Raw genomic sequence first — 21,245 nt, 5'->3', positions numbered from 1 at the left:
TTATTTCTTTTTAACAGCCGAACAACCTGCCATTGTTGTTATTTTTATAGCCTCTGTTGGCGGTAGGCTCTTATTTCTTCCTACCACTTCCTGTACCACATTCTTTGTAAGTTCTTCAAAAGCACTTTCTATTGGGGTTGCTGTTTGAAGCGCCGCAGGCCTTCCTACGTCTCCGGCTTCCCTTATACTTTGTACCAAGGGTATTTGCCCTAGGAATGGCACTTTAAGGTCTTCTGATAAATGTTTGGCACCTTCCTTTCCAAAAATGTAGTATTTATTGTTGGGTAATTCCTCCGGTGTAAAATACGCCATATTTTCGACGATTCCCAATACAGGAACGTTTATGGAGTCTTGCTGAAACATGGCTACTCCTTTCCGGGCATCTGCCAAAGCAACTTCCTGTGGGGTGCTCACTACCACTGCTCCGGTGATGGGCAAGGACTGCATTATACTTAGGTGGATGTCCCCGGTGCCGGGTGGTAGATCTAACAACAAGAAGTCCAACTCCCCCCAATGGGCATCAAATATCATCTGGTTAAGTGCTTTGGCCGCCATAGGCCCACGCCATATCACCGCCTGATTGGGTTGGGTGAAAAATCCTATGGAAAGCATTTTTACCCCATAACTTTCTATAGGCTTCATTTTGGATTTTCCTTCTATGTTGACCGCCAGGGGTTTTTCCAAGGCAACATCAAACATAATTGGCATAGAAGGACCGTAAATATCAGCATCCAATAAACCTACTTTAAACCCCATCTTTGCCAAGGTAACGGCAAGGTTGGCCGTCACCGTAGATTTTCCTACCCCTCCTTTTCCTGAAGCTACAGCAATAATATTGTTAATGCCGGGAATGGGTTTCCCTTTAATTTCATTGGCTTTGGTCTTGGGCTTGGCCGGGGCGTCTACTTTTACGTTAACCGTAATTTTTGCCTTGTTGTATACCTGCTCATGGATTATCTTTAAAATTTCTACTTCGGTTTTTTTACGGGCCTGTAAACTTGGATTGGAAATGGTAAGGTCTACCACTACCTCATCTCCAAAAATCATGATATTCTTTACAGCACCACTTTCAACCATATTTTGACCCTCTCCGGGAACGGTTATGTTTTCAAGTGCTTTTAATATGTCTTTCTTGTCTAATTTCATCCTAAATCATTCTTATCCAGTCATTATTAAAACTGATTCTAAATTACAAAGATAGGGCTTAGGAGCGAGATAAGGAAGGAAGGGAATTGAAAATAAATATGGTATTCTGGATGGTACAAAATTACTGATCAAGGGTGGCAAGTGTCCTGTTTGTAGGGAGTACGGATTTATAATTCCTTTGCTGGGTCCCAGAAGTAGTCATCAAAACCTATAATCTGGTTGTCCTCTACTTTTATTCCTTCACTTTCCAACAATTGCTGCATTAGATTGGAACCATCAAAGTGATGCTTTCCAGTTAAAAGCCCCTTACGATTCACTACCCTATGAGCTGGAATATCTTCCATACCGTGCGAACCGTTCATGGCCCAGCCCACCATTCTGGCACTTCTGGCCATGCCCAAATATTTGGCAATGGCACCGTAGGAGGTGACCCTGCCGTAGGGTATTTGCCGTGCCACATCGTATACCTTATGAAAGAAATTCTGATTTTCGGGCTTCATCAAGTATAAAAAATACGTATTAAAGTGATAACCAGCAACAATAGCATTAGTACACTAAGTATGTAATTGGAGTTTTTTGAAAATCTATTGGTTTTGGTTTCCAATTTGTTGAAGTATACGGTGTATAGATAGAGCACCGTAAAAGTACCACAACCGGCAGCTAGTATAAAGGTTGCTATGTCCCTGAATTGAAATTTTATCCAGCCAGAAGCATTCCACATAGCATTTAAGCCACTGTAATATGGAATGGTGAGCAGGTTAAGGGCGGCCAATAGTATCCCTTTGAAAAAACTGTTCTTTTTACTGACCTTTACAATTTTGGTTCGTTCAATTTTTTTGCTTTTGGCTTTCACAAAGAAGTATATGGCAAAAAAAGCAAAAACCAGAAGGGCAATTTTTAAAAGCATATCAATGACTTCCGGATTGTTAAAAAGAAATTTGGAGATCATTACCGCAATATAGGCCTGGATGATTATCATGGTAGAAACCCCTAGGCTAAAAATAATTCCGTTGGTCTTACCTTTTTCAACACTTATCTTGGCAGCATTCATGTTCAACAGCCCTGGAGGGACGGTGGCCATGAAAGCTGCTGAAAATGTGGCAAAAAATAGAATGAGTAAGTGCTCCATGGTCTAGGTTATTCTAAACTTAATGTACGTGATGGGCTTTCCCTTTTCAAGATACTGCTTTTCATAAAAAGTCTGAATTTCCAAGACCTCTTTTGGACTGCCTTCATTTTTATAAACATCGTGGTTGGCATATAAAACCTCTAGCCCCTTGCCGTGCAGCAGTCCCAAAGTATAACCGTGCATAAATTCACTGTCGGTTTTTAAATTTACCACCCCTTCCTTTTTTAGAATAGCCTTGTATTTTTTCAGAAAAACTTCATTGGTAAGTCTGTGCTTGGTGCGTTTATACTTTATTTGCGGGTCTGGAAAGGTTATCCAAATTTCAGAAACTTCATTATTCGCAAATAACTGGTCTACCAGTTCTATTTGGGTCCTTAAAAATGCTACATTGGCTAAGTTTTCTTCGATAGCCGTTTTTGCACCGCGCCAAAATCTGGCCCCCTTGATGTCTATACCAATATAATTTTTGGAATCGTCCTGCTTGGCCATTCCTATGGTATATTCGCCTTTGCCACAGCCCAATTCCAATATGATGGGGTTGTCGTTGCCAAAAAAAGTACTCCACTTTCCTTTTAGGGAAAAGGTTCCGTTAAGTATTTCCTCCCTACTGGGTTGGATTACATTTTTAAAAGTTTCATTTTCCTTGAATCTTTTTAGCTTATTCTTGCTTCCCACCGGCACTAAAAATTAAATTATTTGACAAAGCTAAGGAAATCTCGCCTGCTTTTTAATGTAGTAGTCATTCTTTACCAAATGTTGAGGTGCTTTCTGCCCTAAATTATTATCCCGAACTCTTTTTGGGCTAACTATTGTGGGCCGATTCATTTTCTATGGAATCAATAAATAAGCTAACTTAGTATTAAAATTAAATCGCATGAGGGTATTTGGGCTTTTTTTATTGCTTGTGTTGCAGTTGGGTTGCAGTGGCAGGGCCATGGAGAAGTTAAATGGGGTAAGTTTTGTTGCTTCACGCGATAGGGTGGCCCAAGAACATATAGATGCCGTGAGGAGCGTACATGCCAAATGTGCGGCTGTAATGCCATTTGGGTTTATCCGTGATAAGAATGCTTCGGAGATAGTCTTTGACACCTCCAGACAATGGTTTGGAGAAACTAGGACAGGAGCCAGACAATATATAGACATTTTGCACCAGAACGGTTTAAAGGTTATGTTAAAGCCCCAAATATGGATATCCCGGGGTGCTTTTACGGGGGGGCTGAAAATGAATTCTGAAGAAGATTGGCTGGCCTTGGAAAATTCCTATACCAAATTTATTTTGGCATACGCTACCTTGGCCCAAGAAACCAAGGCCGATACATTTTGTATTGGAACGGAGTTGGGACAATTTGTAAAACACAGACCTGATTATTGGCATGGGCTGATAAAAAAGATCAGGGAAATATACCAAGGGAAGCTTACCTATGCCGCCAATTGGGATGAATACGGAAGAACTCCCTTTTGGGAAAGTCTGGATTATATTGGAATAGATGCCTACTTCCCCCTAAGCGACGAAAAAACACCTACGGTAGAACAATTAAGGGAGGGGTGGCAGGCCCATAAAGAAAAAATAAGATCGCTTTCCAAGGCCAAGGACAGACCGGTATTGTTTACAGAATACGGTTATAGGAGCAATAATTATTCGGCCAAGAAACCTTGGTTGGTAGATAGGAGCCAAGATGATGTTAACCTAGAAGCCCAAGCCAATGCCACCAAGGCCATTTTTGAAGAATTTTGGAGTGAGGATTGGTTCGCAGGAGGATTTGTTTGGAAGTGGTTTGTAGATCATGAAAAGGCTGGCGGTGCATACGATAACAGATTTACACCCCAGAATAAGCCTGCCCAAGAGGTTATCAAGGAATATTACAAGGCGTATTAGGAGCTCTACGCCCCTTCGGTTTTATTTCGTTACCAATCAACTTTGCCTTTTTAGATATAGTCCTTAATCAGGATTTTGACTACCATGAAGCTCATAAGGGTCTGTGTAGCAGGGAAAATTCAATGAAACAAGATGGGGAAAGACACTATAATGGCAACTTGGGGTTGTTTTTGGAATTGGGCAGGATTTTTGATAATATTTGTGTAAAAATAGATATTGTGTCTTATATAAAAACGTCTTATTTGTTCTTTTTGCTGGGCTTGTGGTCCATGGCTATTTTTTCCCAAACTTCGGTAAAAACCGTTGTTGCGGAAAAAGGGGATGGTATATATTCCATACTAAGAAAGAATGGGATGAATCCCATTAGACATTATGGACATTTTGTAGACCTTAACAAAGACAACCTAAGAGATAGTATGCATCTATATGAAGGAAGGGAGTACTTTATTCCTCCTGTGGGCGTAGATAGTCTAGACCTTGTGAAGACCAAAGAAAAGGAGATTGAAGAGTTGCCCAATACCTGGGATGAAGATATTTTTGGCAAGGATTACGCCACGGTAGAGATGAAAAGTGAAAGGTTAAAGGGAAACATTTACTATCTGATATCCGGGCATGGCGGACCAGATCCTGGTGCCGTGGAAAAATATAAGGGGAAAATTATAGCCGAAGACGAGTACGCATATGATATTACCCTGCGTTTGGCGAGGGAGCTTATTTCGCACGGGGCCAAGACCTACATTATAGTTCGCGATTTAAATGATGGGATCAGGGATCAACGCATTCTGGAATTGGATAGGGATGAAGTAGTGTTGCCCAACAAGGAAATTCCATTAAATCAGGTAAAGAGGCTAAAACAACGGGTAGAGGTAGTAAATAAATTGTATTTGGAAAATAAGGGCAAGTACCAACGCTTGATCGTAACCCATGTGGATAGCCGTAGTAGGGGCCAAAATATTGATGTGTTCTTTTATCACCATGAAAAGAGTAAGAATGGAAAGCGTTTGGCAGAAAGTATCCATGAGACTTTTTCCAAGAAATACAAAAAGTATCAACCGTACCGGAAATATGAAGGTACTTTCATGGATAGAAGTGGCTTGTATTTGGTAAAAAACACCTTGCCGGCCATGGCTTATATTGAGGTAGGAAACATAAAAAACAAAAAGGATCAGCGACGTATTTTAGAGCCAGACAATAGACAGGCCTTGGCCAAATGGATTTCAGAAGGGGTTTTGTTGGATTTTGAAAACAGTAATTAAGAGCTTTGGGAAGAAATATTTTCTTTGTAATACCGATATAGTTTCTCCGGGCCAAAACCAAGTAGGTTTTTTAGGTGTATTACTCCAAAATGATATTGTAGCCTTATAGTGCCGTTTTGCTCATATTTTCTAGCAGAAGTCATTACATGTTGTGGCAGCACCTTAAACCTGGCATTTTTGTAAAGTCGGCCTATAAATTCAGAGTCTTCATAGATGATGTAATCTTCATTATAGCCATTGGTTTTATGGAAGAGTTCCTTCAGAACGAATAGCGACTGGTCACCCCCTCTACAAAGTTTATGGTTGATTCTGCTAAACCAGGCAAAAAAGTGTAAAAACCTTTTGTTGGTGTCGAACTTCATTCTAAAACATCCGGCAGATATTTGGCTGTTTATTGCTTGGAGTATAAGTTGGTCATAATTTTTTGGGGGATAGGTATCCGCATGTAAAAAGTATAGTACCGATCCCTTTGCCAACTTGGCCCCTGTATTCATTTGCTTGGCACGCCCTTTCTCGGTGCGGGTTACTATTGCCCCTTTTGTTTTGGCAAGTTCCAATGTAGTGTCTGTGCTTCCTCCATCTACCACTATTATTTCCTTGAGGTTCTTAGGTTGGGCCTCTGATTGTAGGTGTTCCAATAGGCCGGAAATATGGTTAGCTTCGTTAAGAACCGGGATAATAATGCTTATGGTATGGTGGTTATTTGGTTTCATTCAAGGCCCAATTATAACTTAGATAATTAATTTTTGTTTTGGAGGTTAGTTGTTGGGATGCATATTGGTTGATATAGTCTTCCAAGGAACCGTTTTCTGTAAAGTCTTTTTTGTACCAATTAAAGATTTGGGACAAAGAGGCCTTTTCGGCCGTAAGAATATTTCTTTTGGGATCATTGATAAAGTCCATGGCGGCCTGCTCCAAAAGACTTTCCGTATTGTTTTCGGTAAAGGCACGGTTTATCAATTTTGGACAGGAATAAGACGCACAATTGATGGCAAAATGAATTCGTGGTTCGTCCATCTTACGCAATATTTTGTGCTCCAAGTCACCTAAAGAAATTTTTGTGTCGCCCATTTGTGCAATGTTTCGTCCCCATGGGTTTCTTAAATCCTTTATGCTTTTTAGGGGATAGTGGTCTATTATTAGCTTAACGGTAGCCGCGTTGTAAAAGTTTATATAATAGGCAAGTTTTTTGGCCTTGGCAGACGCCTGGTGTGGAGGGTTTTGGGCTAAATATTTTAAATATTCCCCAAGAGGCTTTATATCCATGGCAAAACTTTTGTAATCTACATTGCCATTATGGTCCACATGTTTCTTAAGGAGCTTGTCCCAGATGGAATGATCCAAGGTTGCCGTAGTACTTGAAGGTTCGTTTTCAATTGATACCCGTATAGCCGTGTTTCCAAAATTGCAATAAAGGAGAAATACAGCTGGCAATAAGTAGATGATACGTAACATAGGATTGCTTTTCCCTTAATTAGTATGCCTTGTTGGGAAAACCTTACGCCTGTTCAACTTTTAACAGCAACCTCCCCCATTATAGTGCCAGGTACTATTGCTTATGTGGATCTCGGCATTGCATTTTTGTAGGGCCAAAGCGGTCTTGTCGCAGACGGCCAAAGGTTGGTTTTGCATTAAAACATGACCCTTGTTATCGTCATAGTACTCTTCATTTCCATAATAAATAGCAGTTTTACCGGTAAATATACACGGACCATCCTTGGGCATTGGATCTTTGATAGCGGCAATCTCAATAGACTCTATAAAGATCAGTTCATCTGTTGGATAATGGTTTGGAGAAAGTACCCGGTACGACTTTCTGGCCCTAATTTCAATGGTTCCAAACCCAGCATCGGTCAATACTTTTATATAGTCTTGCAATGGGATACTTCCGCTAAGGCAAAGCGCTCTTAGTCGGTCATCATTGCGCAAGGTGGCGTTCATGGGCTGTTCACAGATGGGGTCGCTCATTACCAATTTGCCATGAGGTTTAAGTACCCTGTACATTTCCCCAACCGCTTTTTTCAGATCTTCGGCTTTGAATATATTGAACAGGCAGTTTTGGGCCGCCACGTCCATACTGTTATCTGCAATAGGGAGGTTTAGGGCATCCCCTTTTACCAGCTGTATAAAATCACTTTTAAACCAAGGGTTTTCCTTTTCGGCAATCTTAAAATTCTCTTCGGAAGCTTTTAACATCTCATCTACCACATCTACCCCGGTAACCCCTCCCTTTTGCCTGGAAAAATAGGAGAATTGTAACAATTCCATGCCGCCGCCAACGCCTACGTACAGCACTTTGGGATTGTTGATAAGGTCTTGGGCCGAAACAGTGCTCCCACAACCATAGTTCATCTCCTGCATTATCTTAGGTATGGATAGTCCGGGGAATTGCCAAATAGGGTTAGTGGTGCAACAAAGTCCAACATCAGGTGTTTGCGCTGCATTTTTATATAATTCGTTGGTAGCTTCTAAATAGCTCATGTTTATTTTTATTATGTATGTCTGTTATTCCCAATGGGGCTGTTGGTTTTCCCAAATTAGATGATCTTGATCAATTCCCTAAATAATTTGATCATTTTCGGTTCGGTTTTGCCGGCTACTTCAATAATTTCTTCAATATTTACAGGCTTTAGGTTGTCCGGGTCGCACTCGTCTGTTAGAACGGATACGGCCACTATGGGAAGTTTTAAATGGTTGGCCACGATGACCTCGGGCACCGTACTCATTCCAACGGCATCTGCCCCAAGCATTTTTAGCATGCGATATTCGGCCTTGGTTTCCAGTTGTGGGCCTACAACGGAAACATAAACTCCTTTTTGAAGGGTGATGTTTTCATTTTTGGCTATGGTTTCCAGTTTGCTGCGCATATCAAGGTCATAGGGTTCGCTCATATCGGTGAAACGGTCACCAAAAGCACCTACATTCTTAAATGCCAAAGGTGATCCGCCTTGTAGGTTGATATGATCTTCAATCAGCATCATATTGCCTTTCTTAAAATTGGAGTTAATGGCTCCTGCGGCATTGGATATTAATAATTTTTTTATCCCTAACATATGCATGACCCTTATTGGGTAGGTGACGTCAATTAGGTCGTACCCTTCATAAAAATGGAATCGACCCTGCATCACCACAACCTTTTTGCCCTCTAAAAGACCATAAATTAATTTTCCGGAATGGAATTCTACCGTCGCCAAAGGAAAATAGGGAATATGGTTGTAATGGGCTTCAATGGGATTCTCAATGTCGTCCACCAACCTTCCAAGGCCCGTGCCCAGTACCACACCAATTTCCGGTGCTTCAAATCCCTTACTTATAAGGTAGTCCGTTGATTCTTTTAATTGTTTGCTAGTCATATGTTTTTATTTGTAAAAAAAGGGTGAAAGGTTTTGTTGTCCTTTATGTCCTCAAAATAATCAATGTCATTCTTTGGCGGCAATAGGGTATAGTTTTTATCTTTTAAATCTTCTAAGGTCAATTCCAAAACGCGGTCTGTACCCCAAGGTTTGTCCTCAAAAATGGAAGGGTTGTAATGGGTCATGCCCAATAGGTAATATCCTCCGTCAATAGCGGGGCCAATTACATAATCATGTTCCTCCAACTTACGGAATGCCTCTTGTATATCCTTTTTGCTTAAATCGTATATATCGCTACCAATAATAATAATTTTTTGGTGACCAGCCTCAAATCCATTTTTAAAAGCGTTGCTCATGCGCTCACCAAGGTCTTCTCCCGACTGCAGTTTTTTTTGATAGACAGAGCGTTCCCATATATCATTTTCCCAAATTTCTTGAGAATAGCATATCCATTTATCGGTATGTAAACCCTGCGATATCCTATGGGTGTGTTCTAGCAGAAATTTATAGATCTCCAAGGCGGTTTCGTCCCCAACGGTCGCGGCCAAACGGGTCTTGCATTTGCCCAATTCAGGGTTGCGGGTAAAAATTAATAGTAGTTCTTTTGAGTGGCTCATCATAAGGGCTTCATCAATAATGTCCTGGTAAGTGTATTAACGTTCTGCATTTGTTTTATCAATACTGCGTATATATGTATAATGGTCGTCAAAATAGTACTTTCATTACTATTTTAAGGGGGTGATGCTGACTAATTTTTACTAAGTGTTGAAACCTTGGTTTTGTTGTTAATGTGCGTTATAGGGGTTATTTGTTTGGTTTAGTGATATTTAGGTTGAATGTTGGGTAAAGTTAAGATTAATTAAGAACAACATTATAAATGCGCCGGATTGGGTACTTTATTGAGGTTATTGTTTTATGAGGCTGGCCCTGTTTTTTGAGACAACCAACAGTGTTATAGATTTATTTAAGGACACAGAATACCTCTTTTTAAAATCAGATTATTTAATTTCACGGCCAATGAACATCCTAATTGGGTTTTGTAAGGGTGACTAATATTGTGAAAAGAAAGCGTTTCACTAGTGTACGTGGTGGTAAAACAAAATATGTGTTAATAGGAAATTATGCCAGAAAGAAAGAAAAAGGGTCATGACTTTGCATCCAATTTAGGTTTTTATTGGAAAAAATCACGACGGTTCAGGGTTGGGATATTTTCTATTGTTCATGATGTGCTATTTATCATCGCAGGTATTTTTTCCGCTGCCTTTGGTTTGGAGAGTTTTCTCTTGCCCAACAGTTTTATAGACGGTGGGGCCACAGGAATTTCCCTATTGATTTCCGAAATATTTTCGGTACCCTTATATTTCTTGATCATTCTTGTGAACATTCCATTTATTTTGCTGGGGTTTAAGGTCGTTGGTAAGCAGTTTGCCATTAAAGCATCTCTGGCCATTATTGGTCTTGCCGTGGTATTGGCCACGGTGAGTTTTCCGGAGGTTACCGATGACAAGCTCTTAGTGGCAGTTTTTGGTGGCTTTTTCCTTGGGGCGGGAATTGGCCTCTCTATAAGGGGAGGTGGCGTATTGGATGGAACTGAAGTGTTGGCCATATATCTCAGTAGAAAGATAAGAACCAAAATAGGCGATAATATTATTGCAATCAATGTCTTGATTTTTTTGGCGGCTGCATATTTTCTCTCCTTGGAGACCGCACTTTATTCTATGTTGACCTATTTATCGGCCTCTAAAACATTGGATTTTGTAGTAGACGGTATAGAGGAATATACAGGAGTGACCATTATATCGGTACGCAGTGAGGAAATAAGGCTTATGATTACGGAGAAATTGGGTAGGGGGCTAACAATTTACAAGGGAAAAGGTGGTTATGGCAAGAATGGAGTGCATAATGAATATGATATTATCTATTCGGTAATTACCAGATTGGAAATAAGTAAACTAAATACCGAGATTGAAAAAATAGACCCCAACGCCTTTGTCATCATGAACAGTATTAACGATACCAAGGGAGGAATGATTAAAAAACGGGCCCTTAACCATTAAATGATTAAGGTTTTTCTGCGCGGGTGTAAGGTTTTCTTGAGCTCTGCTACCAATGTAACCGTGGTTACCTCAAGAAATCATGAATTGGATTAATTTTGGAGCAGGATAATTGTATTGCATTAATGGAACAGGAAACATTACAAAAGGAGACTACTGCGCTTATAGAGGAGGGGTTGGAGAAGGCCATGGGGTATAATGACTACAGGAGCCTGATGGCAACATTGGCCTTGGAAGGAAAATCTACCGGAAAAAATCAGAATGAAGAGCTGGCCAATTATACGCTGCTGAATGAGCGCAGAATGAAACGATTGGACAAAACGATTAAGGTTGATGCCGATACTGAAACAAAAATTAAGGATTTTGATAAAAAGGTTACTTGGCTAGTGCTTACCGAAAGCTGGTGTGGGGACGCGGCCCAAACTATTCCGGTGATGAATAAGTTGGCGGTTTTAAATGATCATATTTCCTTAAAATTACTTCTAAGGGATGAGAACGTGGAATTAATGCAGCGCTTTTTATCGAATGGGGCCAAGGCCATTCCCAAATTGATTGCGGTTGATGGGGATACGACCGAAGTAATTGGAGAATGGGGATCAAGGCCAACTGCCGCAGCTAAAATGGTAATGGAGGAAAAAGCGAATTTTGGAAGACTTAGACCTGAGTTTAAACAGACCTTGCAGCAGTGGTACAATAAGGATAAAGGGCAAAATACCATAAAAGACCTTTTATCAATGCTTTTCCTGAAATAAGTAGGTAATGGTGCCAATTTGTCCTTGCTTGGATGCGCTGTTAAATTTTGATTTTAGGGCGTAGGATATAGCATTGTCCACTAAACAGCCATTTAAGGTGTTGGAGCTTTTTTTGTTTACATCTGCCTCAAACACATTTCCTGAAGAGTCAACCTTTATGTTGATGACCACTTTGCCCCCTTCAATACAAGTGTATATGGGGATGGGCAGGTCTATATGGCTTCTGTTGACCAGTGAATAGGAAACAGAGGTTCTTCTTTTTGCCAGATTATTGGTCATTACCTCTTTACTGGCTTCTTTTTCTCCCAAGAGTTCTTGTTTTTCCCTTCTCCTTTTTGCCAATTCCCTAACTCTTGCAGCATATTCGGAATTGGAACTAAATAGTTCTGAGGGCTCATCTGTATCGGAACTCATTTCTTGTTCCTCCATTATTTCTTCCAATGTCTTAAGGGGCTCTGGGTTTCCAAAACTGGCCTTATGGGCTTCGTTATAGGCCATATGGCTTTTTACAGGTTCTGTTTTGGCCATTTCTTCCAAGGCTTTTATTTCTTCTTCAATGCTTTTTTCAAGCTCCTCTTCCTCCAGCAAACTCAATTCAATAAGGTACTCATCTTTTTCCTGTTGCCCTAGGTGAATGTTGTATAAACAGAGCACTATCAAAGACATGGAGAAGAAGGTTATTAAAAAAGAAAGTTGTTTTCGGTTTAGATTCATAGTGATATAACCGCATTTTATCAAAAATATTTTAAATATTCGACGAACGGGCAGCTTACCACTTTTTATTTTGAAGTCTTAACGCTCCTCTTGTAGTAATTTGCCGAATTCCTCAGGGGTTATGGCTTTATCTACGTTGTAATCCCCTATTTTGGTTCTTTTTAGTTTGGATAGATGTGCCCCGGAATTCAATTCTTTTCCAAAATCGTGGGCCAACGATCGGATATATGTTCCTTTGCTGCATACCACCCTAAACTCAATCTCTGGTAATTGGATCTGGGTAATTTCAAACTCGGAAATGCTTACCGCTCTTTTTTTTATTTCAACCTCTTTGCCTTCCCTAGCATATTCGTAAAGGCGTTTCCCATCTTTCTTTAAGGCAGAAAAGACAGGAGGTATCTGTTCTATATCCCCTATAAATAAGGAGGTGGTATTGTGTATCATTTCCTCGCTAATATGGTCTGTAGGGTACTTTTTGTCTACTTCTGTTTCCAGGTCATATGAGGGAGTGGTGCCTCCCAGGGTAATGGTTCCTGTGTATTCTTTTACCTGGCCTTGAAGCTCGTTGATGGTCTTGGTAGCCTTTCCGGTGCAGATCAATAATAAACCAGTGGCCAAAGGATCCAATGTACCGGCATGACCTATTTTGATTTTTTTTAGATCAAATTTTTTCCTGATACTCCATTTTAAGGAATTCACCGCCTGAAACGAAGACCAGCCCAAGGGTTTGTCTATGAGCAATACCTGTCCTTGTAAAAAGTCTTCTTTGGTCATCATAGTACGGTAAGTGGGCTAATAAAATAATGTATGATCAAAAGGGCGATTCCAACCACTATCCTGTAATAGCCAAAAATCTTAAAACCGTGTTTGCTTAAATATCCTATAAAGGTTTTAATGGCAAAAAGCGCCACAATGAAGCCTACAACATTACCTATTATTAATAGGTTAACCTGTTCAGAAGTAAGGGTAAAGCCAGCGGCGTAATAGTCATAACTCTTTTTTAGGGTAGCTCCCATCATAGTGGGCAGGGCAAGGAAAAAAGAAAATTCTGCGGCCGCGGTCCTAGATAATTTTTGGGTCATGCCCCCTACAATACTGGCGCCACTTCTGGAAACACCCGGGATCATTGCCAAACATTGAAAGAGCCCTATCTTAAACGCTGTTCCGTATGAAATATCGGTATTTTCCGAATTGCCAAACCAATCATCTACCTTTAGCAGTATAAACCCTCCAATGACCAAGGAAACAGCAACGGTTATGGGGTTCTCCAATAAAGAATCTATAAAGTCACTTAACAGTAGTCCAAAAAATACGGCAGGTAAAAAAGCCACTAAAAGCTTAAAATAAAAATCGACACTTTGAAAAAATCGCTTAAAATATAGTACCACCACAGACAGTATGGTCCCTAATTGAATGACAATGGTAAATAATTTGGTGAAATCTTCCTGTGCAATGCCAAAAAAGGAAGATGCAATAATCATATGTCCTGTTGAAGAAACCGGTAAGTATTCGGTAATACCTTCTATGATGGCAAGAATAACGGCCTTTAGTATATCCAAAATTTATTTTTTCTTATGCGGATTCAACAATATAGCATAGACCTCTATCCCAAGTCCGATTAAAACTAAAGTAGGGGCCAAGCGTATTCTTCTAAAATTATATATTTCTGGGTTAAAAACATTGGGGTCATCGCTGCCGCCACCGCTCATAAGGATAAAGCCCAAGGCTATAAAGGCCAGTCCAATGAACATGAACTGGTAGTTTTTTTTCTGGAATATAAACTCCGGTCTGGGTTTTTGCTGTGGACTATTGCTCTGTTTTTTGCTCATGCTGCAAATTTAATAATATAAATCGTCTGTTCTAAGGTTTAGGAAACGTTGTGTTGCAAAAAATGTACTTATAAGTGAAATCAATACTCCTAAGATAAAGACCCCTGCAAAAAGTACAATTAAAACTGTTGGATCCTGAAACAAGTTTAGCTCTGGAAAATTGTTGTTTACATAGTACAGGACAGCCCCAAGGGCAATCAAGGCCAAAATGGAACCAAGTATCCCTAGTTTTATATTGGTATAGATAAAGGGTCTTCGTATAAATGCCTTGGTGGCTCCCACCATTTGCATTGTTTTTATAATGAATCTTTTGGAATATATAGAAAGTCTAATAGAACTGTTGATCAGTAGTACGGCAATAAAGGTGAAAATACCACTGGCTACCAAAATCCAAAAACTTAGTTTCTTTACATTGTCGTTTAAAAGGGTAATCAATGGTTTGTCGTAACTTACTTCCTCTATATAGTCCTTGGTGGCAATTTCTTCAGCTATTTCGGTAATTTTTTCCGGCGAAACATAGTCCGCCTTAAGTTGAATATCGATGGAATTTTTAAGGGGGTTATATCCTAAAAAATCCAAAAAGTTTTCCCCAATTTCCTCACTGTGCTGTTCGGCAGCCTCCTCTTTGGAGACATAGGTGGCGTTCTTGGTATATTCGGCCATGGCCAAACTTTTTTGCAATTGGTCCACTTCTACCTCTTTGGCGTTGTCTTTGAGAAAGACCGAAATGGTAATCTGCTCCTTAAAATGATCGGCAAGCTTTTTGGTGTTCAAGACCAAAAGTCCCAAGATGCCCAATAAAAAAAGCACCAGTCCAATGCTCAGGACTACCGAGAAATAAGAGGAAATTAGCTTTCTTTTTTGAAAACGTTCAAAAGATGTGCTCATAGTAGAAAATCAATATGTAAAAATAGAAAAGTAAATTGAATTTGGGATAATTGCAATAGGTTTCCTTTTGTTTTTAAATGGCTACGTTTTGTACAGTGCTTGGGGCATCGTTGCAAAAAGGGAGCAGTTGGTAGTTGTTATAGGAGCGGTTTGGTTAACCCTAAGCCATGGAGTTGACTTGTTTACCTTGGTTGCAGGGGGTAGATTCCTTGCTGTAGTAGGTAAGTGGATAATATCTTTTTGCTTTCATAGATTAAACTTATTTTTGCCCAGCATAAATAGAAAAAAAGGGTAGTAGCCTTAGGTATACTAGTTTTAAACACATACAATAGATTAGGATGACTTACGATTTCAGGAAGATTGAAGAGAAATGGCAGAAATATTGGGCGGAAAACCAGACTTTTAATGCAGAAAATGACTCCCAAAAGGAAAAGTTTTATGTATTGGATATGTTTCCATATCCTTCCGGGGCCGGATTGCATGTTGGGCACCCCCTTGGATACATAGCCAGTGACATCTATGCGCGATACAAAAGACATAAGGGGTTTAATGTATTGCATCCTATGGGGTATGATTCTTTTGGATTGCCTGCGGAACAATATGCCATACAGACAGGTCAGCATCCGGCCATTACTACCGAGGCCAATATAAAAAGGTATAGAGAGCAATTGGATAAAATTGGTTTCTCTTTCGATTGGAGTCGTGAGGTACGTACCTCCGATCCCGGTTATTACAAATGGACACAGTGGATCTTTATTCAGTTGTTTAATTCCTGGTATAATAAGGATGCCGATAGGGCAGAGGATATTACAAGCCTAATATCACTTTTTGAAAATGAAGGAAATGGGACAGTAAACGCCGTTTGCGATGAGGAAGTAGAATTGTTTACGGCCGATGAATGGAAGGCATTTTCACCTAAAAAACAACAGCAGCTATTACTGCAATACCGACTAACCTATTTGGCCGAAACGGAAGTTAATTGGTGTCCGGCCTTAGGTACTGTATTGGCCAATGATGAGATTGTGAATGGGGTTTCTGAAAGAGGCGGACATCCTGTGGTTAGAAAGAAAATGACACAATGGAGTATGCGGATATCTGCCTATTCACAGCGTTTGTTGGATGATTTGTCCATGGTGGATTGGCCGCAGCCTTTAAAGGATTCGCAAACCAATTGGATAGGAAGATCGGAAGGGGCCAGTGTTACTTTTTACACCAGCAGTTTAAATGGGACTGGGGAAGCTTTTCCAATTGAAGTTTTTACCACTAGGCCCGATACCATTTTTGGAGTTAGCTTTATGGTCCTAGCCCCAGAACACGAACTGGTTTCCAAAATAACCACCCCAGAACAGAAGGCCGAGGTAGAAGCCTATATAGAGGCTACCGCAAAGCGGAGTGAGCGAGACCGTTTGGCCGACGTAAAGACTATAACAGGAGCCTTTACCGGTGCCCATGCAATACATCCTTTTAGTAAGGAGCCTATCCCTATTTGGATTGGCGACTATGTATTGGCCGGCTATGGTACAGGTGCCGTAATGTCCGTACCCTGTGGGGACCAGCGGGATTACGACTTTGCAAAACACTTTAATATCCCTATTCCCAATATATTTGAAGGTGTGGATATCTCGGAAGAGGCTTTTGCGGATAAGGAAAAGACCGTTATAACCAATTCAGATTTCTTAAATGGCCTGCCCTATAAGAAAGCTGTTAAACGCGTTATTTTTGAATTGGAAAAACTGGGACAGGGCAAAGGAAAAATAAACTATAGGTTGCGCGATGCCGTTTTTAGTCGCCAGCGTTATTGGGGGGAGCCATTTCCGGTTTATTATGTAGACGGAATGCCCCAGATGATTGCGGCAGAACATTTGCCTATAGTATTGCCAGAAGTAGAGAAATACCTGCCTACCGAAACCGGTGAGCCCCCATTGGGAAACGCCACAGTGTGGGCATGGGACGTACAAAAGGCAGAGGTGGTGCCCAATAGCGCCATAGATAACAAAAACGTATTTCCGTTGGAGTTGAATACCATGCCGGGATGGGCTGGCAGCTCTTACTATTTTAACCGTTATATGGATCCCAAAAATACGGAAGAGGTTTTTTCCCAGGAAGCCATTAATTATTGGCAGGACGTAGACCTGTATATTGGGGGTAGTGAGCACGCTACAGGGCATTTGCTGTATTCCAGATTTTGGCAAAAGTTTTTGTTTGACAAGGGATTGGTGCCAAAACCCGAGTTTGCCAAAAAATTGATCAATCAGGGTATGATCACTGGGACCAGTGCCTTTGTATATAGAATTGAAGGTGAAAACACTTTGGTGTCAAAGAATTTGATAGGAGATAAATCTGTACAGCCACTTCATGTGGATGTAGCATTGGTGAACCCATCCGATGAATTGGATCTGGATGGGTTTAAGGAAAATCCTCTTTATGCCGACTTCAAGGATGCCCAATTTATATTGGAAGACGGAGGGTATGTGGTGGGGCGCGAAGTAGAGAAAATGTCCAAATCTAAATACAATGTGGTTAGTCCAGATAGTATTTGTGAAGAGTATGGGGCAGATTCCCTGCGCTTGTATGAAATGTTCCTTGGTCCTTTGGAGCAATCAAAGCCTTGGAATACTGCCGGTATTAGCGGAGTGCACAGTTTTCTTAAGAAAATGTGGCGATTGTACCACAATGGACCCGATGGGGTTTTTGCCGTTTCCGGTACGGTGCCCACGGCAGATAATCTAAAAACCCTTCACAAGACCATAAAAAAAGTGGCAGAGGATATAGAGAACTTCTCTTTTAATACCTCCGTGGCAACCTTTATGATATGTGTAAACGAACTTGCAGCCCAAAAATGCAATAGCAGGGAGGTGTTGGAGCCGCTGGCTATTTTGGTGTCACCCTACGCACCGCATATTGCGGAAGAACTATGGGCTAAATTGGGGCATAGGACTTCTATATCCACTGCGCCATTCCCTAAGTTTGAAGCTAAATACCTGATAGAAAGCAGTAAGGAATACCCTATCTCTTTCAATGGGAAAATGCGTTTTAAAATGGAGTTGCCGGTAGATATTACTAAAGAGGAAATAGAAGCTGCTGTAATGGCCCATGCCAAGACCCAGGAGCAATTGCAGGGGCGTACGCCCAAAAAGGTCATAGTTGTGCCGGGAAAAATTGTAAATATAGTAGGCTAAGGCATTGGTATTACAGATCTTGCAGTAGAAGAAACCCTTTGGCTATTTGGAATTTGGCCGTAATTTTTGCGTAATATGGAACATATAGAAATTATGGGCATGGTGGCAGCGGTACTGACTACGGCATCGTTTGTGCCCCAAGTGCGAAAGACCTGGATAGAAAAATCTACCAAGGATATATCCTTGACCATGTATTTGGCCATGTTTCTAGGAGTGGTTTTGTGGTTAATCTACGGCATCTATTACGAAAGCGTTCCTATGATATTGGCCAATTTTATTACCGCCGTACTACTTCTTGTTATGATTGTTCTTAAGCTAAAATACAAATGACACAGTAGAACGTAGCTACATTGGCTTTGGTGCAATCTGTAAAAATGGCAGTAATGTTGTAATCTCGTTTGTCTATAGCGCGGTGCACTAAAGGTATAGGGGGCGTTTTTAGGTTGCTGTGTTTACAAAAGGGTTAATATTTCCAAGGTAAAACACTAAAATTGAGACCAGGAATACTTTGATTTTATGGAGAATGGGCTATTTGTTTTAGGGTGAAACTGGCTGTTTCCCAAGATTGTAATTAAGTTTACTAGCTAGCCTTAGGAAGCAGGGAAGGTACATTTTGTCACTCCTGTATCCCTGTACCGATTTGGCGGGGTTTTTGATGATATAAATAGAAGAATTACTTAATAATAGAAGTGTAATCTTTAGTATATTTAACGTTTAAAAGACATAATTATGATGATGTATTATATATTGCTAGGAGCCATTGCTTTGGTAAGCTGGTTGGTTAGTAATAAGCTAAAAAGTAAGTTTAAGCATTATTCCAAAGTGCATTTGCGCAATGGTATGAGTGGTGCGGAAATCGCAGAAAAAATGTTGGCAGACCATGGTATAAGGGATGTGAAGGTGATTTCTACTCCCGGGATGCTGACAGACCACTATAACCCGGTAAATAAAACTGTAAATTTAAGTGAAGGGGTATACAACCAGCGCAATGCTTCGGCGGCAGCTGTAGCGGCCCATGAATGTGGGCACGCCGTACAGCATGCAACGGCCTATGATTGGCTTACGCTTCGCTCTAAACTGGTGCCTATTGTTAGTGTTACCTCTGGGATGTCTACTTGGGTGGTATTCGGAGGTATTATGTTAGGAGCGGCTGCCGGAGTAGGATTTGGATATTGGGTGGCCGTGGCCGGACTTGTAATGATGGGGTTTGCTACACTTTTTAGTTTTGTGACCTTGCCGGTTGAATACGACGCCAGTAATAGAGCTTTGGCCTGGTTAAAGAACAAAAATGTGGTTACACCTGATGAATACAAAGGATCTGAAGATGCCCTAAAGTGGGCTGCAAGGACGTATTTGGTAGCAGCTATTGGTTCCTTGGCTACCTTGGTCTATTGGGCCATGCAAATTATGGGAGGTAGGGACTAGTATACCAGAGGAATTACCCTAAAAAAAAAGGGAGCTGTGTAAACAGCTCCCTTTTTTTATGGTATCTACCGCTGCCAATTGTAATTTGATTAAGACTATCGCAGGGTAGAGTAATCTTGAAATTATTCGGGTTTAATGCGCTCATCTATAAACTTAAGGGCTATGCCTTCACGTCCCATTACCTCAAAAAGATCCAGGATGTCCCTAAAGGTTTTCTCTTCCTCTAGCTGTTCAGTGATAAACCACTGCAAGAAATTCTCCACAAGAAAATCTTGTTCCTTTCTCGCTGCCGATTGAATATTGTATATAGATTTGGTTACCGTTATTTCTTGGTCCAAAGCGGTTTCAAATACCTCTTCCAAGGTTGAGAAATCATGATTTAAATTCTCCACGCTTGGGGAAATTGGATTTCCACCACAGTCTGCAACAAATTTAAATATTTTCATCATGTGCTCCCTTTCTTCTGATGCTTGGTGATAGAAAAAATCAGCACTGCTCGGAAACGCATTCTGTTCGCACCAAGAGGCCATGGCCAAGTAGGAGGCAGAAGCATGTGCTTCCATTTTTATTTGATTGTTGAGCAAGTCCATTGTACTTATTTTAATGCTCATTCTTTGTCTTGCTATATCTTTCATTTGTGTCAATTTAATGGTTAAGGTGTTAAATGTCCCAAAAAATGGAAGGTCAACTGTATAAAGATATTGAATGTTTGGGGCAATAAATAATGACAATCGTAATTTTTAATTAGACTTAGACCAATTAAAAATAATAATAGAATCAGGAGGATGTCAGGCCTATTTGGTTAGCAATGCCCAGGACGCCCAAAGCGTTTCCTAAGAGTTCCATTAGGTCTAGAATTTCAAAAGTATTTAAGAGAAATAAGTGTTCCTTGTTACAAAGCATAAGGATTTCAAAACCGTGCTTGTTCAGGTCGGAATCAAAATGGTCTTCAATGGAAATGGTTTGGATTCTTTGGCGCAGGGCCAACAGCTGGCAAAAGGAAAGCTTAACCAATTTTTGTCCGAAATCTATAAAATAGCAACGGTCTGCATCGGACTGGTAAAAGGTGTAGAATTTTGAGCTGTAAACCGTGGTCATAGTCGGCAAAATTAAAACTTATTTAGATTCAATCCAAATATTAAATTGTAATTTGACGGTCTATTTGTTGGTCAAGGGAAATAAAGGTTTCTGTTCTGGATACCCCTTCAATCTGTTGTATGTCCCTGTTTAGGACATTCATTAAATGCTCGTTGTCCCTACAGAGTACTTTTATTAGGATAGACCAGTTCCCTGTGGTGTAGTGACACTCCAGTACTTCCGGGATTTTTTCCAGTTCCTTAACGGCCAATGGGTTGCTCATAGCCTTGTCCAAATAGATACCAATATAGGCCATAGTCGTGTACCCCAAGACTTTGGGATTAATAATAAACTTGGATCCGGCTATTAAGCCAGAGGCTTCCAATTTTCTCAACCTTTGATGAATGGCGGCACCTGAAATCCCAATTTTTCTCGCAATTTCCAAAACGGGCTTACGGGCATCGGACATTAGAAATCTTAGGATTTTTTTGTCAATTCCGTCAATTTTTATGTTTTCATTATTAGATTTCATGGTTTCTATTTCAATTTAACTATAAAGATATCAAA

The 21,245-nt window shown here is 40.5% G+C and carries 24 protein-coding genes; 7 read left to right on the top strand and 17 right to left on the bottom strand.

Annotation, left to right across the window (positions count from 1 at the left end; translation table 11 throughout):
- From EHW67_RS04810 to trmB, 4 genes are all read right to left on the bottom strand, one after another.
- Positions 1 to 1,146, bottom strand: coding sequence for an Mrp/NBP35 family ATP-binding protein (locus EHW67_RS04810; protein ID WP_126161223.1), 1,146 nt, complete (start codon positions 1,144 to 1,146; stop codon positions 1 to 3).
- Positions 1,147 to 1,313: 167 nt separating this feature from the next.
- A complete protein-coding gene (locus tag EHW67_RS04805; protein WP_126161222.1) occupies positions 1,314 to 1,646 on the bottom strand; it encodes an MGMT family protein in 333 nt (110 codons plus the stop codon).
- Entirely contained in the window at positions 1,646 to 2,275 is a 630-nt protein-coding gene (locus tag EHW67_RS04800; protein ID WP_126161221.1) for a LysE family transporter, read from the bottom strand. The genes EHW67_RS04805 and EHW67_RS04800 overlap by 1 nt, the downstream gene beginning before the upstream one ends.
- 3 nt (positions 2,276 to 2,278) lie before the next feature.
- The gene (trmB, locus tag EHW67_RS04795) at positions 2,279 to 2,950 is read right to left on the bottom strand and encodes a tRNA (guanosine(46)-N7)-methyltransferase TrmB (RefSeq protein WP_126161220.1); all 672 of its coding nucleotides are present in this window, start codon (positions 2,948 to 2,950) and stop codon (positions 2,279 to 2,281) included.
- A gap of 199 nt (positions 2,951 to 3,149) precedes the next feature.
- On the opposite strand from trmB, the gene EHW67_RS04790 reads away from it, so the two are divergent.
- A complete protein-coding gene (locus EHW67_RS04790) occupies positions 3,150 to 4,151 on the top strand; it encodes a glycoside hydrolase family 113 (protein ID WP_126161219.1) in 1,002 nt (333 codons plus the stop codon).
- Positions 4,152 to 4,273: 122 nt separating this feature from the next.
- A complete protein-coding gene (locus EHW67_RS04785; RefSeq protein ID WP_317126848.1) occupies positions 4,274 to 5,407 on the top strand; it encodes an N-acetylmuramoyl-L-alanine amidase family protein in 1,134 nt (377 codons plus the stop codon).
- On the opposite strand, the gene EHW67_RS04780 is transcribed toward EHW67_RS04785, so the two are convergent.
- Genes EHW67_RS04780 through EHW67_RS04760 form a run of 5 tightly spaced genes read right to left on the bottom strand, consistent with a single transcriptional unit; the run spans position 5,404 to position 9,380 of the window.
- Entirely contained in the window at positions 5,404 to 6,120 is a 717-nt protein-coding gene (locus EHW67_RS04780) for a TIGR04283 family arsenosugar biosynthesis glycosyltransferase (RefSeq protein WP_126161218.1), read from the bottom strand. The two genes, EHW67_RS04785 and EHW67_RS04780, sit on opposite strands and share 4 nt — an antisense overlap.
- Positions 6,107 to 6,862 carry a DUF547 domain-containing protein gene (locus EHW67_RS04775; RefSeq protein WP_126161217.1) on the bottom strand — a complete coding sequence of 252 codons (756 nt, stop codon included), beginning with the start codon at positions 6,860 to 6,862 and terminating at the stop codon, positions 6,107 to 6,109. Before EHW67_RS04775 ends, EHW67_RS04780 begins: the two co-directional genes overlap by 14 nt.
- A gap of 60 nt (positions 6,863 to 6,922) precedes the next feature.
- A complete protein-coding gene (arsM, locus tag EHW67_RS04770) occupies positions 6,923 to 7,888 on the bottom strand; it encodes an arsenosugar biosynthesis arsenite methyltransferase ArsM (protein WP_126161216.1) in 966 nt (321 codons plus the stop codon).
- Positions 7,889 to 7,944: 56 nt separating this feature from the next.
- The gene (locus EHW67_RS04765; protein ID WP_126161215.1) at positions 7,945 to 8,760 is read right to left on the bottom strand and encodes a purine-nucleoside phosphorylase; all 816 of its coding nucleotides are present in this window, start codon (positions 8,758 to 8,760) and stop codon (positions 7,945 to 7,947) included.
- Positions 8,757 to 9,380, bottom strand: a complete 624-nt coding sequence (locus tag EHW67_RS04760) for a TIGR04282 family arsenosugar biosynthesis glycosyltransferase (protein WP_126161214.1) — start codon at positions 9,378 to 9,380, stop codon at positions 8,757 to 8,759. Before EHW67_RS04760 ends, EHW67_RS04765 begins: the two co-directional genes overlap by 4 nt.
- A gap of 501 nt (positions 9,381 to 9,881) precedes the next feature.
- Between EHW67_RS04760 and EHW67_RS04755 the strand changes: the two genes are divergently transcribed.
- The gene (locus EHW67_RS04755; RefSeq protein ID WP_126161213.1) at positions 9,882 to 10,817 is read left to right on the top strand and encodes a YitT family protein; all 936 of its coding nucleotides are present in this window, start codon (positions 9,882 to 9,884) and stop codon (positions 10,815 to 10,817) included.
- 122 nt (positions 10,818 to 10,939) lie between these two features.
- Entirely contained in the window at positions 10,940 to 11,566 is a 627-nt protein-coding gene (locus EHW67_RS04750; protein WP_126161212.1) for a thioredoxin family protein, read from the top strand.
- Here EHW67_RS04750 and EHW67_RS04745 read toward each other — a convergent pair.
- The 5 genes from EHW67_RS04745 to EHW67_RS04725 all read right to left on the bottom strand — a co-directional run bounded on the left by EHW67_RS04745 (position 11,546) and on the right by EHW67_RS04725 (position 14,997).
- The gene (locus EHW67_RS04745; protein ID WP_126161211.1) at positions 11,546 to 12,280 is read right to left on the bottom strand and encodes a hypothetical protein; all 735 of its coding nucleotides are present in this window, start codon (positions 12,278 to 12,280) and stop codon (positions 11,546 to 11,548) included. The genes EHW67_RS04750 and EHW67_RS04745 overlap by 21 nt on opposite strands.
- Positions 12,281 to 12,358: 78 nt before the next feature.
- Complete coding sequence (gene truB, locus EHW67_RS04740; RefSeq protein WP_126161210.1) at positions 12,359 to 13,057, bottom strand: tRNA pseudouridine(55) synthase TruB; 699 nt, start codon at positions 13,055 to 13,057, stop codon at positions 12,359 to 12,361.
- Positions 13,054 to 13,839: an undecaprenyl-diphosphate phosphatase gene (locus EHW67_RS04735; RefSeq protein WP_126161209.1), complete on the bottom strand. Its 786-nt coding sequence runs from the start codon at positions 13,837 to 13,839 to the stop codon at positions 13,054 to 13,056. Before EHW67_RS04735 ends, truB begins: the two co-directional genes overlap by 4 nt.
- 3 nt (positions 13,840 to 13,842) lie before the next feature.
- Complete coding sequence (locus EHW67_RS04730; protein WP_126161208.1) at positions 13,843 to 14,109, bottom strand: DUF3098 domain-containing protein; 267 nt, start codon at positions 14,107 to 14,109, stop codon at positions 13,843 to 13,845.
- 9 nt (positions 14,110 to 14,118) lie between these two features.
- Positions 14,119 to 14,997: a cell division protein FtsX gene (locus tag EHW67_RS04725; protein ID WP_126161207.1), complete on the bottom strand. Its 879-nt coding sequence runs from the start codon at positions 14,995 to 14,997 to the stop codon at positions 14,119 to 14,121.
- Positions 14,998 to 15,335: 338 nt separating this feature from the next.
- Between EHW67_RS04725 and leuS the strand changes: the two genes are divergently transcribed.
- From leuS to EHW67_RS04710, 3 genes are all read left to right on the top strand, one after another.
- On the top strand, positions 15,336 to 18,176 hold the full coding sequence (gene leuS, locus EHW67_RS04720; RefSeq protein WP_126161206.1) for a leucine--tRNA ligase: 2,841 nt from the start codon (positions 15,336 to 15,338) through the stop codon (positions 18,174 to 18,176).
- A gap of 75 nt (positions 18,177 to 18,251) precedes the next feature.
- A complete protein-coding gene (locus EHW67_RS04715; RefSeq protein ID WP_126161205.1) occupies positions 18,252 to 18,506 on the top strand; it encodes a SemiSWEET family sugar transporter in 255 nt (84 codons plus the stop codon).
- 399 nt (positions 18,507 to 18,905) lie between these two features.
- A complete protein-coding gene (locus EHW67_RS04710) occupies positions 18,906 to 19,601 on the top strand; it encodes a zinc metallopeptidase (RefSeq protein ID WP_126161204.1) in 696 nt (231 codons plus the stop codon).
- A gap of 122 nt (positions 19,602 to 19,723) precedes the next feature.
- Here the strand turns inward: EHW67_RS04710 and EHW67_RS04705 are convergent, their stop codons facing one another.
- The 3 genes from EHW67_RS04705 to EHW67_RS04695 all read right to left on the bottom strand — a co-directional run bounded on the left by EHW67_RS04705 (position 19,724) and on the right by EHW67_RS04695 (position 21,210).
- On the bottom strand, positions 19,724 to 20,236 hold the full coding sequence (locus EHW67_RS04705; protein ID WP_126161203.1) for a ferritin: 513 nt from the start codon (positions 20,234 to 20,236) through the stop codon (positions 19,724 to 19,726).
- A gap of 142 nt (positions 20,237 to 20,378) precedes the next feature.
- Entirely contained in the window at positions 20,379 to 20,699 is a 321-nt protein-coding gene (locus EHW67_RS04700; protein WP_126161202.1) for a hypothetical protein, read from the bottom strand.
- Between the two features lie 40 nt (positions 20,700 to 20,739).
- On the bottom strand, positions 20,740 to 21,210 hold the full coding sequence (locus EHW67_RS04695) for an Lrp/AsnC ligand binding domain-containing protein (RefSeq protein WP_126161201.1): 471 nt from the start codon (positions 21,208 to 21,210) through the stop codon (positions 20,740 to 20,742).
- Between the last annotated feature and the right edge of the window lie 35 nt (positions 21,211 to 21,245).

It is taken from the genome of Arenibacter aquaticus (genome assembly GCF_003957295.1).
GTDB classification, from domain to species: domain Bacteria; phylum Bacteroidota; class Bacteroidia; order Flavobacteriales; family Flavobacteriaceae; genus Arenibacter; species Arenibacter aquaticus.
The sequence above is the reverse complement of the archived record's forward strand: the minus strand, read 5'-3'. Positions and strand labels throughout refer to the sequence as shown.

Bases quoted from the DNA above. Each gene is read 5' to 3' on its own strand.
- EHW67_RS04695 (WP_126161201.1), bottom strand. From the start codon at position 21,210: ATGAAATCTAATAATGAAAACATAAAAATTGACGGAATTGACAAAAAA.
- EHW67_RS04780 (WP_126161218.1), bottom strand. From the start codon at position 6,120: ATGAAACCAAATAACCACCATACCATAAGCATTATTATCCCGGTTCTT.
- EHW67_RS04750 (WP_126161212.1), top strand. From the start codon at position 10,940: ATGGAACAGGAAACATTACAAAAGGAGACTACTGCGCTTATAGAGGAG.
- EHW67_RS04715 (WP_126161205.1), top strand. From the start codon at position 18,252: ATGGAACATATAGAAATTATGGGCATGGTGGCAGCGGTACTGACTACG.
- EHW67_RS04710 (WP_126161204.1), top strand. From the start codon at position 18,906: ATGATGATGTATTATATATTGCTAGGAGCCATTGCTTTGGTAAGCTGG.
- EHW67_RS04800 (WP_126161221.1), bottom strand. From the start codon at position 2,275: ATGGAGCACTTACTCATTCTATTTTTTGCCACATTTTCAGCAGCTTTC.
- EHW67_RS04775 (WP_126161217.1), bottom strand. From the start codon at position 6,862: ATGTTACGTATCATCTACTTATTGCCAGCTGTATTTCTCCTTTATTGC.
- EHW67_RS04810 (WP_126161223.1), bottom strand. From the start codon at position 1,146: ATGAAATTAGACAAGAAAGACATATTAAAAGCACTTGAAAACATAACC.
- EHW67_RS04725 (WP_126161207.1), bottom strand. From the start codon at position 14,997: ATGAGCACATCTTTTGAACGTTTTCAAAAAAGAAAGCTAATTTCCTCT.
- EHW67_RS04755 (WP_126161213.1), top strand. From the start codon at position 9,882: ATGCCAGAAAGAAAGAAAAAGGGTCATGACTTTGCATCCAATTTAGGT.
- EHW67_RS04785 (WP_317126848.1), top strand. From the start codon at position 4,274: ATGAAACAAGATGGGGAAAGACACTATAATGGCAACTTGGGGTTGTTT.
- EHW67_RS04745 (WP_126161211.1), bottom strand. From the start codon at position 12,280: ATGAATCTAAACCGAAAACAACTTTCTTTTTTAATAACCTTCTTCTCC.
- truB (WP_126161210.1), bottom strand. From the start codon at position 13,057: ATGATGACCAAAGAAGACTTTTTACAAGGACAGGTATTGCTCATAGAC.
- EHW67_RS04705 (WP_126161203.1), bottom strand. From the start codon at position 20,236: ATGAAAGATATAGCAAGACAAAGAATGAGCATTAAAATAAGTACAATG.
- EHW67_RS04760 (WP_126161214.1), bottom strand. From the start codon at position 9,380: ATGATGAGCCACTCAAAAGAACTACTATTAATTTTTACCCGCAACCCT.
- leuS (WP_126161206.1), top strand. From the start codon at position 15,336: ATGACTTACGATTTCAGGAAGATTGAAGAGAAATGGCAGAAATATTGG.
- arsM (WP_126161216.1), bottom strand. From the start codon at position 7,888: ATGAGCTATTTAGAAGCTACCAACGAATTATATAAAAATGCAGCGCAA.
- EHW67_RS04700 (WP_126161202.1), bottom strand. From the start codon at position 20,699: ATGACCACGGTTTACAGCTCAAAATTCTACACCTTTTACCAGTCCGAT.
- EHW67_RS04805 (WP_126161222.1), bottom strand. From the start codon at position 1,646: ATGAAGCCCGAAAATCAGAATTTCTTTCATAAGGTATACGATGTGGCA.
- EHW67_RS04790 (WP_126161219.1), top strand. From the start codon at position 3,150: ATGAGGGTATTTGGGCTTTTTTTATTGCTTGTGTTGCAGTTGGGTTGC.
- EHW67_RS04730 (WP_126161208.1), bottom strand. From the start codon at position 14,109: ATGAGCAAAAAACAGAGCAATAGTCCACAGCAAAAACCCAGACCGGAG.
- EHW67_RS04765 (WP_126161215.1), bottom strand. From the start codon at position 8,760: ATGACTAGCAAACAATTAAAAGAATCAACGGACTACCTTATAAGTAAG.